The sequence below is a fragment of the Phyllobacterium sp. YR531 genome, assembly GCF_000282595.1.
Taxonomy (GTDB): Bacteria; Pseudomonadota; Alphaproteobacteria; order Rhizobiales; family Rhizobiaceae; genus Phyllobacterium.
In genome coordinates this window covers 157,231-172,579 of the sequence record NZ_AKIZ01000015.1, presented here as the reverse complement: position 1 = coordinate 172,579, position 15,349 = coordinate 157,231, and the positions used below count along the sequence as shown (strand labels likewise).

Sequence of the window (15,349 nt, the reverse complement as noted above, 5' to 3'; positions counted from 1 at the left end):
TTTTGGGGGACTTGGGGATGAATATTCAAATGCGCATTCCAGTCTCAGATTACACTGCCAATATTCTTCTGGTCGAAGATGACAAGGAAATCGCCAAAATGGTGATCGAAACCCTGTCGGACAACGGGTTTTCAGCTGTCTCAACAGGATCGGCTGCCGAAATGGAGGTTCTGCTTCGCGAACAGTCGTTCGATCTGATCATGCTGGATGTCATGCTTCCCGGTGAGGACGGCTTCAGCATCTGCCGCCGGTTGCGTGCACAGGCAACCACGCCGATTATCATGCTCACCGCGTTGGGCGATAATATTGATCGTGTCGTCGGCCTTGAATTGGGCGCGGATGATTATGTCACCAAGCCTTTCAATTCACGCGAGCTGCTGGCAAGGATCAAAAGCCTGCTTCGTCGGTCGTCCTATACGTCTGCCGGTCCGCAGGCACAGGAACCAATGCAGTTTGAAGGATGGCATATCGATCCTGTGCTGCGACGCCTTCGCGATCCCAATGGCGTTCACATTTCCATGACAACCGCCGAATTCGATGTGCTCCTCGCTTTCTGCCGCAATCCCGGCAAAGTGCTCGCCCGCGAACAACTCCTTGGACTAACACATGCAGGTCTTGCGGGACCGGTAGAGCGCAGCATTGATGTTCATGTCAGCAGGGTCAGGCAAAAAATTGAGCCCAATGTCCGCGAACCCACCCTGATTAAAACGGTTCGCCTTGCGGGGTATCTCTTCACACCCAAAGTGGAGCGTGCGTGATGTCGCAATCATCCAATCTTGATACTATCCGGGGACAGATCATAGCACTCGCAATCGTGCCAATTTTGATTGCCTGCGCCATGGATGTGGTCACCGAACCTCTGGTGTCCGACGACACCATCCCGTATCACCGCTCGACAGCAATCAAGATTGATACGGTCGTAAATCAGTTTCTGGCAGCTAAAACTCCAGAAACCAGCAACGCTATTTTGGAAGCAACGGCCAATAGCGATATTCCGGTTGAAAAGATTAGTGCCGCAGAATTCAACAGCGCGGCAAGCGACACCGAGCAGACGAATGATTTGGGAACGCGTGTACGCGATGCTCTTGGAAACAAGTTCACGATGGCACTGGAGTCATCCAATATTTCTGGCGAACTGCGCAATACATTGCTCGTCAAAGTCAATGCTACCGACGCGCTCGCCTTTTCCATACGCCCGGAGCCAAAGGAATTCTGGTTGCCGGAAACGCGTTTCAATTCTGTTCTCAAAGGATTGCTGATTGTCGTTCCGGTTATTCTGCTGGCGTTTTATGCCGGATGCATGATCGTTGCTCCGCTGTCACGTTTTTCGGCTGCGGCTCTTGTATTGGGCGCAGATGAAGGACCGGACAGGCCCTTTGAAGAACGTGGCGCGCAAGAAGTCGTTGCTCTCGCCCGCGCGCTTAACGATATGCGCAGCCGCTTGCGCAGTATGATGAATGATCGAACGCGGATGTTACGGGCCATTGGCCACGATCTAAGGACACCGCTTACGCGTTTGCGACTCCGCGTCGAGCGCTCAAAAGAAGGTGCTTTGCGCGAAGCGATGCTGAATGACATCGCCACTATCAACGGGATGATGGAAGAAACCCTCACCTATCTCGGTAAGGAAGTGGCTTCGGAAGCGGCACTACGTTCGGATTTGCCCAGTCTCTTAGGTACAGTCTGTTCAGACTTCGCAGATGTGGGATTCAATGTGAGCTATTCGGGTCCGGACCGCCTCGCCTATTCCTGCAAGCCTCGCGCACTCAGTCGGGCCATTACCAATCTGGTAGATAATGGTACCAAGTTTGGCACGCAGGTCGTGGTGTCGCTCATACCATCGCCTGACGGCGCTTTGGTAATCGAAGTTTCCGATGATGGCCCGGGACTACCGGTGGAGCTTCAGAACACCGTGTTCGAACCGTTCTTCAAGGCTAGTCCGGCACGCTCCACCAGCGGGTTCGGCTTGGGCCTTTCCATTGTTCAAGACATCATTAGGGGGCATGGCGGCTCAATCTATCTGAGGAACAAGCAAACGTCTGGATTGATCGCTCGTATTAGCCTTCCGTGTGATCCAGCCGTAGCGGACAAGAAGCGAGCCTTGATGACGACAAAGCCCGGGTTACTGGCTATGTACAAGACTGTTTCGGACACAAGTTTTCTTTAGTTGAAATAACCAATTCGAAACCGAAGTATTGACTTTGTAAACTCTGTATCAATTCATCGATATTATCAGTCTGATGATACAAAATCATATAGTCTGAAACATATCTAAACATAGTTTCGCAAAATAAGCCGGTTTTAAGCTGATAATCGCTGGAATACCGCCATTTGAGGTGGGAATATATTTACCAGTGAGTATCAATGATCCACGTTAATCGATCAGTTCGCCGTAAATCACGACGCTTCAGGCTTCTGGCGCGGCGATATTCATTTGCGGAAGAACCTGCGGGATAGCTCCGTTTTAGCAAACGCATAACGTTATCAATCTCCCTTTGCCGGCTATGTATCGCCTCCTTCTGCACAAACAGAAGGTGAGCATTGGGAACCTGTTGTCTCCGCGAGCTCCCGATTACATCATGAAACATATTCATTCAGTCTCAATTGTCGTGCCTACACTCAATGAGGTAGACAATATCGATCTCCTGTTATCATCCATTTTATCCCAGCCAGCCCCAAATATAATGCTCGAAATCCTTGTGGCGGACGGCGGTTCAACGGACGGGACACGGGAACGCGTTCAGGCTTGGGAGGCAAAATCCCCTGTCCGACTCATTCGCGGAGATGGAACACACGGTCTGGCCGGTGACGTTTTAACAGCCACGCGTTGCGCCAATGGCGGTATCGTGGTGGTGATGGATGCGGACCTCAGCCATCCCCCGGATCGCATCCCGGATCTGATAAAGCCGATAATGGATGGCAGCTTCGATATGATGGTCGGAAGCCGTTATGTGCCGGGTGGTGCAACGCCCGACTGGCCTAAATCCCGCCGCCTCCTGTCACGCCTTGGCGGTGCCTTGGCATGGCCGATTACCGAGTTACGCGATCCCATGTCCGGTTTCTTTGCGGTTCGAAAGGAGCATCTTCTGGCTGTAGACTCCGACGCGAGCGGCTTCAAGATCGGTCTTGAGGTGATTGCCACGGGCGGGGAGCATTTTCGCGTCAGCGAGATACCAATCATCTTTCGCGACAGGGTCCTGGGGCAGTCAAAGATCGGCCTTGGGCAAATGATCAGTTACATTCATCGTCTACTGGCTTTGGGTGGCGGTGTTGTGTCGTTTGGCACTGCAGGCCGCTTTGCAGGCGTTGGATTGATCGGTCTGGCTTCGGATATACTCATATTCCAGGTCCTGTTTGCTGCGGGCTTTGGTTTGGGTGTGTCTCACGCCGTGGGTTTCGCCTTTGCCGCAATACTCAACTATATCCTCAATTCCCGGTGGGCATTTGCGCCGAAGATTGCCCATAATCAACGGCGCGACTGGACGCGATTTGCCCGGTTTCTGACGGTCTGTCTTCTGGCCTTCTCATTGCGCGGCGGCATAATCGCCTGCGCCGTCCAGCTCTTCGGCTGGCCTCCACAGGTGTCATTGATTTTAGGCATTGGAGCTGCCGCCGCAGTGAACTATTTCGGCAATGCTTTCTTTGTTTTTCCATCCCCTAAAGAGCGTGCGTCATTTGTCATCCCTTGGCGCGTCGCTGCCATTGGTGTTCTCGGATATGTGCTCTTGCTTCGATTGGCTTTTCTCGGGGTCGTGGATCTCATTCCGGAAGAGGCATATTATTGGAACTACGCACAACATCTTGATATTGGGTATCTTGATCATCCGCCCATGGTTGCGTGGCTCATCTGGTTGGGAACATCACTTTTCGGCAATACCGAGTTTGGTGTGCGTATCGGCGCATATGTCGCGTGGATAGCGACGGCCATCTTTGTGTTTCAGTTCTCCCGCAACCTGTTTGGAAAATCGGCTGCACTTGTCAGTGTTTTACTCGTAGCAACTTTGCCGTTTTTCTTTTCGACCGGGATCATGATGATGCCGGACGCGCCTCTTACTGCGGCATGGGCTGGCACCCTCTATTTTCTGGAAAGAGCACTGCTTGGAGATAAGCGCTGGGCATGGCTCGGCGCAGGTGCCTGGGTCGGTTTCGGTATGCTCTCCAAATATACGATTGTCCTGCTCGGGCCAGCCACGCTGATTTTTCTTCTAATCGACGCCAGGTCGCGACGTTGGTTGTTGCGGCCGGAGCCCTATATTGCGTTCGCAATCGCTGTGGCACTGTTCTCGCCGGTTATCATATGGAATGCGATGAATGAATGGGTATCGTTCGCCTTCCAAAGCACGCGTCGGCTCGACAGCTCAACCAATTTCTCACTTCCGGCGTTGGCGGGCAGCATTGCAGTTCTGTTGACTCCATTCGGATCAATCGCCGCGCTCCTTGCATTCCGCCGGCTGAACTTCAAAGACAAAGCTGCGGAAAACTTCCGCCGCTCGACCTTCGTTGGGGTCTATACAATCGTCCCGCTATCAGTGTTTGTCATGTTCAGCCTCTTTCACAGCGTAAAACTGAATTGGACCGGACCGATCTGGCTTGCGCTTATTCCGGCAATTGCCGCCTCCATTGTGGCGGCAACCGGTAAAGCGTCAAAGTTCGACAATATGGTCCGGCAATTATGGGTTCCCACCATGGCTTCAACGCTCGTTATATATGGACTTGGGCTGCACTATCTGGTTCTGGGGCTGCCTATGACTGGTTATGTCGGCACCATTCGCACCCTGCCCGTTGCTTGGCAGGAATTTGGCCATACGGTCGGGCTCGTCCAAAACGAGATTGAACGAGCGACAGAGAAACCGGTACTGCTCATTGGCATGGACCGGTATTTTCTTGCCAGCCAAACCGCATTTTACAATCGTCTCGATGAAAATGCGGTCAAAAGCTCTGTCGGAAGCGGTGTCGTCGGCAAAAACAGCCTGATGTATAATTACTGGTTTGAGCCGGAAAATCTGATGGGCAGCAATGCAATCCTGTTCAGCCTGAAGCGTCATGAGCTGGAACAGGAATCTTTAACCAAATACTTTCAGAGCCTTACTCAGGTTCATCAGCGTGAAGTCGTCAAGCAGGGCGTTCCGGTCGGCAGGTTTTATTACCGCATCGGCTATCAGCTTCGTAACTGTGCAGTCCCTGAGTGCCGGTGATGCTTATGGAATTGCGGAAAAAAGCATGAAGACCGCGAAAATCACAAGATGGACTGCGCCCTGCAGCACGGTTGTTCTTCCCGTACCAAGCGTAAGCGTGCTGACAAAGAGCGTAAGCAGGAGCAGCGTCATGTTCGCCGGAGATATGCCAAGCACGAGATTCTGATTGAGCATCAGCGACACTATCGCGACTGTCGGAATGGTTAGTCCGATACTCGCGATAGCCGAACCCAAAGCGAGATTTATACTGTTCTGGAGCTGGTTTTTAACGGCGGATTTGGCTGCCGCGATCCCTTCCGGCAAGAGCACGATTGCGGCTATGACGACGCCAACAAAGGCTTGCGGAAGACCCGCAAAGGCAATTGCCTTGTCCAGCGATGGCGACAGCGCTTTTGCCAGAAGAACGACGGCAACAAGCGAAATCAGCAAAAGCACAAGTGAAGCCAGCGCTACACGATCAGTTGGCTTTTCGTATTGCGTGTCGTTCTCATCCACGCCTTGGGTCACGACAGGCGCGTCCACGAAATAGTTCCGGTGTTTCACGGTTTGTACGAATACGAAAACACCCCACAAAACCAGCGCGACTGCACCGACGAATATTACCTGCGTGCTGGAAAAAGATGGTCCCAGCGCTGTCAGCGTATAATTCGGCAGAATAAGTGTGAGTGCAGCCAGGGTGCCAAGAACCGCAAGCGCTGAAGATGCTCCCTGCAGCTGGAATTTCTGCTCGAAATGCCGCGCCCCACCCATGACAAGGCAAAGACCGACAATGCCATTAAGCACAATCATCAGCGCGGCAAATACCGTATCGCGAGCCACAGCGTCGCTACCGGGCGCACCCGATGCCATGATTGATACGATCAGCGCCACTTCAATGACAGTGACTGCAACAGCGAGGAGAATTGACCCGAAAGGTTCGCCGAGCTTGAACGCCAGCACTTCAGCATGATGGACTGCGGCGAAAACGGAGCCTCCAAGAAATATGCCTGCCAATACGAGTAGGATGGCTGCATCGCCCGGGACGAGATCAAGAAATTTGAGTGCCAGCAGCCCGGATGCCAAGGCAGGCATGACCCATGTCCAAGTCGGGATTGTCGCATGGTGGGCACTGGCCATAGCACTAACTCTCAATTCAAAAATCGTAAACTCTCTCTAACATTGGCATAGACTTAAGTTCTATCCCTGATGCCAGAATAAGTTTCAAAAAGTGATTTAAGGTTATTGTCCGAGATCATAACGGATCGTATTGATCCGCTCAGTCAAAGTCAGAGAAAAACGGGCATCTCCGACGCTGGAAGCCGTTCGTGCAATAACGTCAAAGTCGATAATGTCTGAAATGCCATTTGCCGATAAATTCGATAATATTCCGGCAATCAATGTGCGTTCCACTGCATAATCCATACTAAGTCTCTCAATCATGTCTGATTGTTCTTTCAGTATGCCGGGTAGACCATAGGAGTTAGATTTCATCGATTTGCCGTGTCTGGATGCCATGTGAATCAAATATCGAGATTCTGCCTTCGCTGGCATACGTCGTTTTAGCTAATTGAACAGTTGTTAGCTCGACAATTCGGATTACACCCTATTCGGCAAGCGGCGAATAAGAACGCCGCGACCATTTTGACGCCTTGTGGGTCAACTTGCAGCTTTCCAAACGCCCGTAGACAGGGAATTGGGTGACCAGCCATTATCGGCAATCTGCAGGTCCAATGGAAAGCGCTCCAATCTCCGAACGATTTTCCTGGGGGAGAATTTCCAGAACATTTCTGCTCCTTCGAAATCCTGTTTTGGCACGTTGGCCAGGATTTCCACTGTTCCGGTCATTTGCAGCAACTGCCCGTTTTCAATGAACACGATTCCGGCTCGCGGGTTGACCAGAAAGTTTCCAAGCGTGTTGTAGAAACGATTTCCCGTGAACTCCGGAATGATGAGAGAACCGTCCTTTGTTACGCCTGCAAAACCGGCGCGCCCGCCACGATGAGAAACATCAACCTGTCTCAAACCATCCGGCCGATCGATATAGGAAGCCACGAAGAACGTATCCGCTTCCGTAATAAGCCGTGTTGCTTCACTGTCCAGACCTGTAAATGACTCGGCAATACCAGCATATGGCCGCTTCGGATCGTCCAGCAGTTCCATAGTGCGAAGCTGAATATATTTGGGGCAATTGCCAAAACTCTGCTCAACATTAAGCAGAAACGACTCGTCGTTGGCACGGCTGATATTTCCGTTCAGTCTGTTTCTCCGGCGCGTGCGCAAGTCTATTCCAAGCAGGGCCAATGCCGCTCCATCCTGCATGCCCGCATCCGCAGGGTCGGATGGGTCGCGCGGAAGATCAATATGAAGGGCATGTGCATCAGGCGCAGACATGAAACCCGGATGGCCTGCGCGAACGGTTGCCCAGACATCGCCTGCCTCATCGACTGAACCCAGTACCGCCATCGGTAGCAGCGGATAAAAATCCCGGTGCTGCTCGATCAGTTCCGTCCGGATGATTTTCTTTCCAATTTCCGCCATGCGTTCTGCAACACCCACATGGTTTTGCAGTGCCACTTCCCCCGCATGCCAGGGTGGCTGGATTTCATGGTGCAACATGGCAGTATTTCCCATCAATCCCGATCAGGCTGCAGCAACTGCAGGCGTTTCCTGAAAAGGAACAAAGTTTGGCAATTCCTCCATCCGTCGCAGCCAGGCATGTACCGCGGCATAGTCCGAAAGATCAACATTGCCTTCTGGCGCACGAGCGACATAACTATAGAGTGCAATGTCCGCAATTGTCGGTTTGCTGCCAACGATCCACTCATGCGCGGTCAGTTCCGCCTCGATCAGTTTCAGAATGCCGTGAGCCCGGTTTATCACCTCGTCAGGCCGGAATGGCGCATTGAACAGCGTCACAAGACGTGCAGCCGCCGGACCGAATGCTACCTGCCCGGCTGCAACCGAAAGCCAGCGCTGTATTTGGGCTGCACCCAGAGCATCTTCTGGCAACCAGTCTGTACGACCGAACTTCTTGGCCAGATAAACGAGAATTGCATTGGAATCGGCGATGATCGTTGAGCCATCAACGAGAACCGGTATCTGCCCGAAAGAATTGAGTTTCCGGAATGAATCGGACTTGTGCTCCGCAGTCTTGATATCAACAAGGACCAGCTCATACTCCGCGCCAATAAGTGAAAGGAAAAGGTGCGCCCGGTGCGAGTGACCTGAAAGTGGATGGTAGTGGAGTTGCATTGGATTAACCTCGCTGTTCAATCATGTTGACGGAATGTGATTGCTTTTCGTGAGCAACTCAATCCATAAATATTGCACTTAACTATTGCGGAATTTGCAATAATCAGGAGTGCCGATGGATCGCTTGGAATGTATGCGGGTTTTCAGCATGGTGGCCGAACATGGTGGTTTCGCCAGTGCTGCAAAGTCTTCTGGTATGAATCCGGCAACTGTCACGCGGGCCGTGGCCAGTCTTGAGCAGTCTGTCGGTGCAAAACTGCTGGTCAGGACGACGCGTTCCGTCAAATTGACGGAAGCCGGTCTTCGATACCTTCAGGACTGCCGCAGAATTCTTACAGAAATTGCTGAGGCGGACGCACAGGCTGCGGGGAGTTTTTCTGCGCCCGCGGGTACTTTAACCATTACAGCGCCGACACTCTTTGGTCGCCTCTACGTTCTGCCGATCATTCTGGAGTTTCTCGACCTTTATCCGGGAATAAGTATACGCACGGTCTTTGTTGATCGCGTTACCAGCTTGATCGACGAAGGGATTGATGTCGCGGTGCGAATTGCCCATCTGCCGGATTCCGGATTGAACGCAATACGCGTTGGCTACGTACGACGCGTTGTCTGCGGTGCCCCAGCCTACTTCATGAAACATGGAGTTCCCCAAACTCCCGGAGAGCTTCGCCAGCATAGGCTCATTGCCCGCAGCGGAATATTCGGAACGCTCGAGTGGAGCTTCGGAAAGGACTCGCAGATCAGGGTTCCGGTCAGCAGCCGTTTCCTGTGTAATACAAATGAAGCTTCGATTGATGCAGTCGCCGCAGGTTGGGGCATATCCCGGTTCCTGTCATATCAGGTAGCGCATGACATCCAGTCGGGAAAATTGCAGCGTGTTCTCGTCGATTTTGAAGAAGAACCAGTGCCGATCCACATCATTCATGCAGAAGGGCGCACTGCTTCAGCAAGGATGAGAGCGTTTGTTGATTTTGCGGCAAAGCGGCTAAGATCGAACGAACACATCAGAAAATAGAAGGTGTGATAAAGTCCGCAAATTCAGTTTTTGCAACATGTACATTCAAATAAAGTATCAGCGTTGATAATATTCGTGAGATGTACGAAATCAAAAGTGTATCAGTACAATTTATGATGCGTCTTTATGAGAAATACTGCGTTTATTTGCTGCAAACATTATGAAAATTGCCATAGCATTGTTTTTGTCAGTTTATGTCAGCATAGATTACGGCACGCATTTACTCTTCGGATTAGCAACGCAGCGTATACACCGGTTGCCAAAGTAAATCGGCTTACATAAATTCGCTGGCAATTCGATATGACCATTACGCTGAGGTAGTCTGCCATGGGACTTTTCGATCGTAGCCGCCTGTTCTCCCCTCTACTACGCAATCCGGTTTTCAATCCAGCGGCTCCCGCCAATACTGATGTGTTCAGTAAGGCGGTGCAAACGGCGAAAAAGCCGGATGTTCCGCAGGGAAATCCTGAGCAGGAGAAAGACGGGCGTATTGACCACGGCATTCTGAAAGGACAGACGCTGAGCGGTATCGCGCCGCTCTACCAGCAGGAAATTCCCGATATCCTTCTCACCAATCCTGAAATCCGCAATCCTGATTTGATAAATGAAGGCGGTTCTCTGCGTGTATTGAGTGAAGAACGGCGCACCAGCCTGCAAACAATTCAAAATCTGCAGAGCGAAGCGAATGCCGCCACGGACCCGGCAGTTAAAGAAGAAAAGACCAAGGCTTTAAAAGTTGCGGTCAATACGGATTTGCTTTCGGCCGGCGAGAATGGAGCTTACACACCAGAAAACCTCAAGACTTTGCTTGATGATCGCCAGAACGATCTGGTGGCGCTTGGGCCAAAGGATGATTCCTACAAGACATTGGTCGAAGGCGAACGAAAGACTATCGAGACTGATCTCAATGCAATTTTTGCTCCGCTTAGCGACAAAATAATTGTCGCGCAGGATAACCCGGCCAAATGGCCGGAGGTACAGGCGGAAATTACCAATCAGTTCGATCAATTGGCAAAAGGCTCTCCAGACAAGGGCGAGGCAGCGATTAATCGCGCCCGCGAAACCTTGAAGCAATTCGGCCCGGAGGATGCCAACTTTGTTCAGGCACTTGATGCCAGCGGGCATGAAATCCTCGTCGCTCGTCCGGCAAAGGCCGTTCAGGATGCGTACCGCAAAGGCGAATATGTCTTCTTAGGCGGTGATGACGCTTTGAAGAAAGAGGTGCAAAAGGAAGATGGTGCAAGGCTGGCGGCCAAAGCCCTGAATGACGTTACGAAGGGCGTTACTCCGGAAACTGCCATTTTGATCATGCAGGAGGCCAACAAGCCAACGGACGCTTTCGGCGAGAAAGTGCAATTGGTCAGCGAGATCGAAAAGACGATCGGCAAGCGTATTGCAATCGAGTCAGGCGCAATTCCAAACCATCGGCTGGGCGGCAAGAACAGTAATATTTCCGAGGAAATCAAGCTGTCAATCAATATGGGTACGGGTGCCATGGTTGGTGATCTATCGGAATTGATGGATCGCATTTCCACTGCCCCACAAGGTAAAACCGTGATCGAGAACAGCGCCAAGTCCATAGCCAATGCCATGGCTGCGACGGAAGAGCAGACGTTCAAGGATTGGGAAGGTAAACTTCCGGAAAAAGTCAGGGATTTTACGCTTGATGAAAAGAAGATGATCGGCAAGGAGATAGGCATTCCCTATCCTGAGATCAAAGCCGCCGATCCGAGCAAAGTCGGCGATCCTTTCCGTCTGGCAATCGCAGATGGCAAGGGACCGCCACTGACACTTGCTCTCATCACGCAGCTGAAATCGTCTGGAAAAACGTCTCAGGCCAATAATCTGTTGGGTGCCACCATAAAAGGCACAGACGAATTCAAGTCTAACAGCCAGAATGTTGTTGGAGAATTCGCCAAGGATAATCTCGTTGTTGCTTCGGACTGGAAGGACGCCCTTTCGAGCGGACAACTTACCAAAGGCATCAATGACTCGCTGACCAAGCATCCTGACAGCAAGGCAAAGATGGATGATCAGGGAGCAAAAATCGTCCGCACTCTCGATGCGTTGCATGCGGGCGAAGAAGGGCTGAAAGGACTGGATGGCTTCGATAATTACCAGAAAGCAGTCAATGGACTGCAGACGGACGAAAAATCCTCCTTTGCTGTGACCAACAGCGAAAGCGCCTGGACCGAAATGGGAAGGCTCTATGTGACAAGCGTAGAAAAGCCGAAGGGCGAGGAAGTTCCCAGCACGCCGACACTTTACTGGACCGGACGCTCGATCATAGGTTTGAAGCGTACTCTTTCCGCTTATGGTGATCTGGGCGGAACAAAATTGTTTCAGCCCCCCACACAGGGCAGCATTGATACTGCTTCACGCATCAGTCCGCAGCCAACGGACCCACGTCTGGCCCAGCTTGCATCAGGTTATCTTGCAACACCTGAAGCTGCCAAAAACCCGGCCATGCGCCAAAAGGCCATCGAGGATATCAGCAAGGCTTTCGAGGGATCGAAATTCGACCCGCGTATCGGCATCACCACGACATCGCCATTCGGAAAAGGCCTGGCAGGTGTTCAGGGCTCGCTCTATTTCCTGAGCGCTCAGGATACTTTTGCTGCCGATAGCCCTCTCTATAAGGCTTTTGGTGCATTTCTTTATACCGGCGCAGCCTATGAAGTGGCGCAAATGGGTGCCGGCCAATTGCAAAACTTTGTCCAAAGCGGTCGGCTGCCTGCAGGCGGTTTCTGGGACAAGACATCGCAATTTGCCAACGTCAATGGCACGCCGCGCTGGGGCTGGTTCAGCAAGTATTTTGATCGCGTCGGAGGCGCACTGATGGTTGGCTATACGCTTGATTTTGCGGCCAAAGGCCAATGGGCCAATTCCGCCTTTGCGGCAACAACAACGGTTGGCACGTTCCTGTCGATGATGAAATCACCAAAGGCTGGTCTTTGGGGTGCCGGTCTCGCACTTGTCGGGGTTATCGGCGAATTCGCCTATAATTCTTACCGCAAGAGTGAAGCTGCTGCCTATTATGAGGGATCGACCGAGCAGTTTCTTGTTCAGGCTGGTTTCAAGCAGGAATCTGCCAAAATCCTTGCAGATCATGACGGCGACGGCAATAGTGTCGGGCCTGCCCTAACCCCATTGGCCAAGGAACTTGGCATGACGCCGCAGGCTCTGACAGAAGCACTGCGCAAAAATGACGATCTCGCCAAATTGCGCCTGTTTGTAGATCAGGTGCACGGTGTGCAGCCAAACAAAGAGGGTGTTTATCCTTTGACTGCTCCACCCCGTCAGGATCCCATCGAGATGCCTGATGGCGGCGTAGTCTACCCGAGCGGACCTCCCGGCCAATCGCGATCCATACAGGAACTCGCACAATGGGCCAGGGATAATCTGGTTCTGACGAGTTGATGCAAGGTTCAGCTCTGAATCATTGAACAGGCGAGTTTGGAGAGATCGTCGCTAAGCGCCCGGTCTTCGATCAATTGAGCTGAAGAGTTGCGCACGAACTGATGTACCTTCAAGGTACCTGTCCCGCAGCTGTGTCCGGGCTTTAGATCGACTGCCTGTGCCGCAGCCAGCAGTTCGCAAGCCACGATCTGGCGCCACAGGTCGATCGAGTCAGCGCATTTGGCGACTGCCAGAGGCGATTGGGTAGCATGGTCTTCAACGCCTTCCGAAACCGGCAGGAAATCCAGCATGACGGGATTGGCTTTGTGGCGGATGGCTGCAAGCAACGCTACGACTGTCTTTTGCAATGGGATGAAGCCTGCCGATGCACCGCCGACAGGCGTAAGATATTTTGGAAGACCATTGCGTGACGATCCGGTTAGCTGAATGAATCGCGCAGCACTGACCGCTGCGGCTTGCGCTATGGCGAGGCCCAATGTCTCGAACGCCAAAGCCAATGCGGGGGTATGAAAATTGCCGGTTGAAAGCACACGCTCTTCTTCAATAATCACCAAGGGATTGTCAGCCGCGGCGTTAAGTTCGATTTCTATCGCGAGTCTGGCATCCTTCAATGCCGAGGCCAATGCGCCATGGATAGAAGGGATGCAACGCAGGCTTAAGGGATCCTGTATGGCGGATTTTGCCGTAAACAGTGCTGATCCATCCAGTAGCGCCGCAAGCTTTTCGGCTTCTTCTATTTGACCGGCGGCAGGTCGTGCGCGTTGCAGTGCGGGTACAAGAATTAGCGGATTTCCGCTCAAACCTTCAAAACTCAAGGCAGCAGCCTGACGCTGAAAATCAAACAAAGCCAATGCATCAACGACCGCAAGTGCACCTTGCCCAACCGATACGGCAGAAGCATTGAGCAATGAAAGTCCATCCTTTGGACCAAGTTGCGAGGGTGCAAGTCCCGCAAGTTGCAGCGCCTGACCTGCCGGATGAATCACTCCCTGATATTCCGCGCTGCCTTCACCTATCAGGCTTTGGGCAAGCGCCGACAAGAGCACGAGATCCCCTGCTCCAATCGATCCTATCGAAGGCATGACCGGATGAACCTGCCTGTTCAACAGATTGAGCAAATCATTAAATACGTTTGGCGAAATGCCTGAGCCTCCCGCCGTTAGCATTGACAGCCGTGTCGCCATAATCGCACGCGTCAATTCCCGGGACATAGATGGTCCCGTTCCCATACCGCGGCCGCGTATCAACTGCTGCTGAAACCCGGCTATGTCACTGCTGACGGATGTTTTGAGATTGGCACCAAGACCAGTGTTCAGGCCGTAAATCTGCTGGCCTGAAGCGGCAGCGCGATCGAGTATGGTTCGGGCTTTCTCCAACCGCGCATATGCTTCAGTCGCAACGTCAACAACGACGTTCTTGCGCGCAATATCCGCAATATTTGCGATGCTGACAGGTCCATGGCCAAAAGTTACGGTCATGCAAACCGCAATCGCTGGCCGATATTGGCTGCTTTGGCTTTCTCAAGCATGGCATAGCCGAGCGCAATGTCGCTCAATGACAAGCCACGGTGCCAGAAAAGGATGGTTTCGTTATCGCTCTCTCGGCCAGACTTGTGCCCGGCAACGATCTGGCCCAGTTCCGCATGGAGTGTCTGTTCGGAGAGCTTTCCGGCTTCCACGTGCGCGCGGAGCGAACCGAACTTGCCGCCCTTGCATTGCCCCCAATCATCCACGACCAGTTTGTCCATGATGTCAGTCAAAGACAATTCAACGGCACTCATTGTGCCATAAGGCACGACAAAAGCTCCCGGCTTGATCCACGCGGTTTTCAACATCGGCTCAGGTGACGGCAATCGCGATGCTTCAACAACGATGTCGGCACCTTCAATGCAACTGCGCCAATCATCGGTGACGATGATCTTTTTACCCAGATCATTTGACAGTTTTTCGGCAAAAGCTTCGCGGCTTTCGGGGCGGCGGGAATGCACTCTGATCTCGTCGAAATCATAAAGATGATTAAGCAGCCGCACATTCCAGTACGCAGTGCCACGCGCGCCGATATGGCCGAGTATTTTTGAGTTCTTTCGCGCCAGATGCTTTGCGCCCAAGGCTGTGATTGCACCTGTCCGCATATCCGTAATGGCCGTGGCATCAATGATCGCACGCGGAACGCCGGTGCGTGGGTCAAACAGGTTCAGCACGCCGAATTCGGACGGATAGTTCTGTTTGTAGTTGTCGACAAAATCGCCAACAATCTTGACGCCAGCCAAATCCAATGGCGCAACATACCCGCGCAACACATTGAAATGACCATTAAAACTTGCATCGGGTTCAAGATGTACGCGGGGCTCGATTACGGTCTGGTTGTTACCTTGTGCGGCAAGCGACTTCTCGATGGCACTAAGAACTTCCGCATCGGTCAACGCCAGCGCTTCGATATCGAATGCGTTCAAATAGTCAATATAAACGGGTTTCATGTTGTTTTCTTT

General features: G+C 52.3%; 11 protein-coding genes. 5 read left to right on the top strand and 6 right to left on the bottom strand.

The window, feature by feature from the left end; genetic code table 11:
- The first annotated feature begins 17 nt into the window (after positions 1-17).
- From PMI41_RS06965 to PMI41_RS06955, 3 genes are all read left to right on the top strand, one after another.
- Complete coding sequence (locus PMI41_RS06965) at positions 18-758, top strand: response regulator transcription factor (protein ID WP_008123185.1); 741 nt, start codon at positions 18-20, stop codon at positions 756-758.
- Positions 758-2,167, top strand: coding sequence for an ATP-binding protein (locus PMI41_RS06960; protein ID WP_008123184.1), 1,410 nt, complete (start codon positions 758-760; stop codon positions 2,165-2,167). Before PMI41_RS06965 ends, PMI41_RS06960 begins: the two co-directional genes overlap by 1 nt.
- Before the next feature lie 412 nt (positions 2,168-2,579).
- Positions 2,580-5,195 (top strand): glycosyltransferase family 39 protein, encoded by a 2,616-nt coding sequence (locus tag PMI41_RS06955; protein WP_040854039.1) that lies wholly within the window; start codon positions 2,580-2,582, stop codon positions 5,193-5,195.
- 3 nt (positions 5,196-5,198) lie between these two features.
- On the opposite strand, the gene PMI41_RS06950 is transcribed toward PMI41_RS06955, so the two are convergent.
- The 4 genes from PMI41_RS06950 to PMI41_RS06935 all read right to left on the bottom strand — a co-directional run bounded on the left by PMI41_RS06950 (position 5,199) and on the right by PMI41_RS06935 (position 8,426).
- Positions 5,199-6,266, bottom strand: coding sequence for an ionic transporter y4hA (locus PMI41_RS06950; protein WP_244423910.1), 1,068 nt, complete (start codon positions 6,264-6,266; stop codon positions 5,199-5,201).
- A gap of 147 nt (positions 6,267-6,413) precedes the next feature.
- The gene (locus PMI41_RS06945) at positions 6,414-6,596 is read right to left on the bottom strand and encodes a hypothetical protein (protein ID WP_040853991.1); all 183 of its coding nucleotides are present in this window, start codon (positions 6,594-6,596) and stop codon (positions 6,414-6,416) included.
- A gap of 234 nt (positions 6,597-6,830) precedes the next feature.
- A complete protein-coding gene (locus PMI41_RS06940; RefSeq protein ID WP_008123180.1) occupies positions 6,831-7,790 on the bottom strand; it encodes a pyridoxamine 5'-phosphate oxidase family protein in 960 nt (319 codons plus the stop codon).
- Positions 7,791-7,814: 24 nt separating this feature from the next.
- The gene (locus tag PMI41_RS06935) at positions 7,815-8,426 is read right to left on the bottom strand and encodes a glutathione S-transferase (RefSeq protein WP_008123178.1); all 612 of its coding nucleotides are present in this window, start codon (positions 8,424-8,426) and stop codon (positions 7,815-7,817) included.
- A 115-nt stretch (positions 8,427-8,541) separates the two neighbouring features.
- On the opposite strand from PMI41_RS06935, the gene PMI41_RS06930 reads away from it, so the two are divergent.
- Together PMI41_RS06930 and PMI41_RS06925 are read left to right on the top strand one after the other, a co-directional pair.
- Positions 8,542-9,441: a LysR family transcriptional regulator gene (locus PMI41_RS06930; protein ID WP_008123177.1), complete on the top strand. Its 900-nt coding sequence runs from the start codon at positions 8,542-8,544 to the stop codon at positions 9,439-9,441.
- Positions 9,442-9,768: 327 nt separating this feature from the next.
- Entirely contained in the window at positions 9,769-12,861 is a 3,093-nt protein-coding gene (locus PMI41_RS06925) for a hypothetical protein (RefSeq protein WP_008123175.1), read from the top strand.
- A gap of 8 nt (positions 12,862-12,869) precedes the next feature.
- Here the strand turns inward: PMI41_RS06925 and hutH are convergent, their stop codons facing one another.
- Together hutH and PMI41_RS06915 are read right to left on the bottom strand one after the other, a co-directional pair.
- Positions 12,870-14,339 (bottom strand): histidine ammonia-lyase, encoded by a 1,470-nt coding sequence (gene hutH, locus PMI41_RS06920; protein WP_008123173.1) that lies wholly within the window; start codon positions 14,337-14,339, stop codon positions 12,870-12,872.
- Positions 14,336-15,337, bottom strand: coding sequence for an ornithine cyclodeaminase family protein (locus PMI41_RS06915; protein WP_040854036.1), 1,002 nt, complete (start codon positions 15,335-15,337; stop codon positions 14,336-14,338). The genes hutH and PMI41_RS06915 overlap by 4 nt, the downstream gene beginning before the upstream one ends.
- Positions 15,338-15,349: the final 12 nt, after the last annotated feature.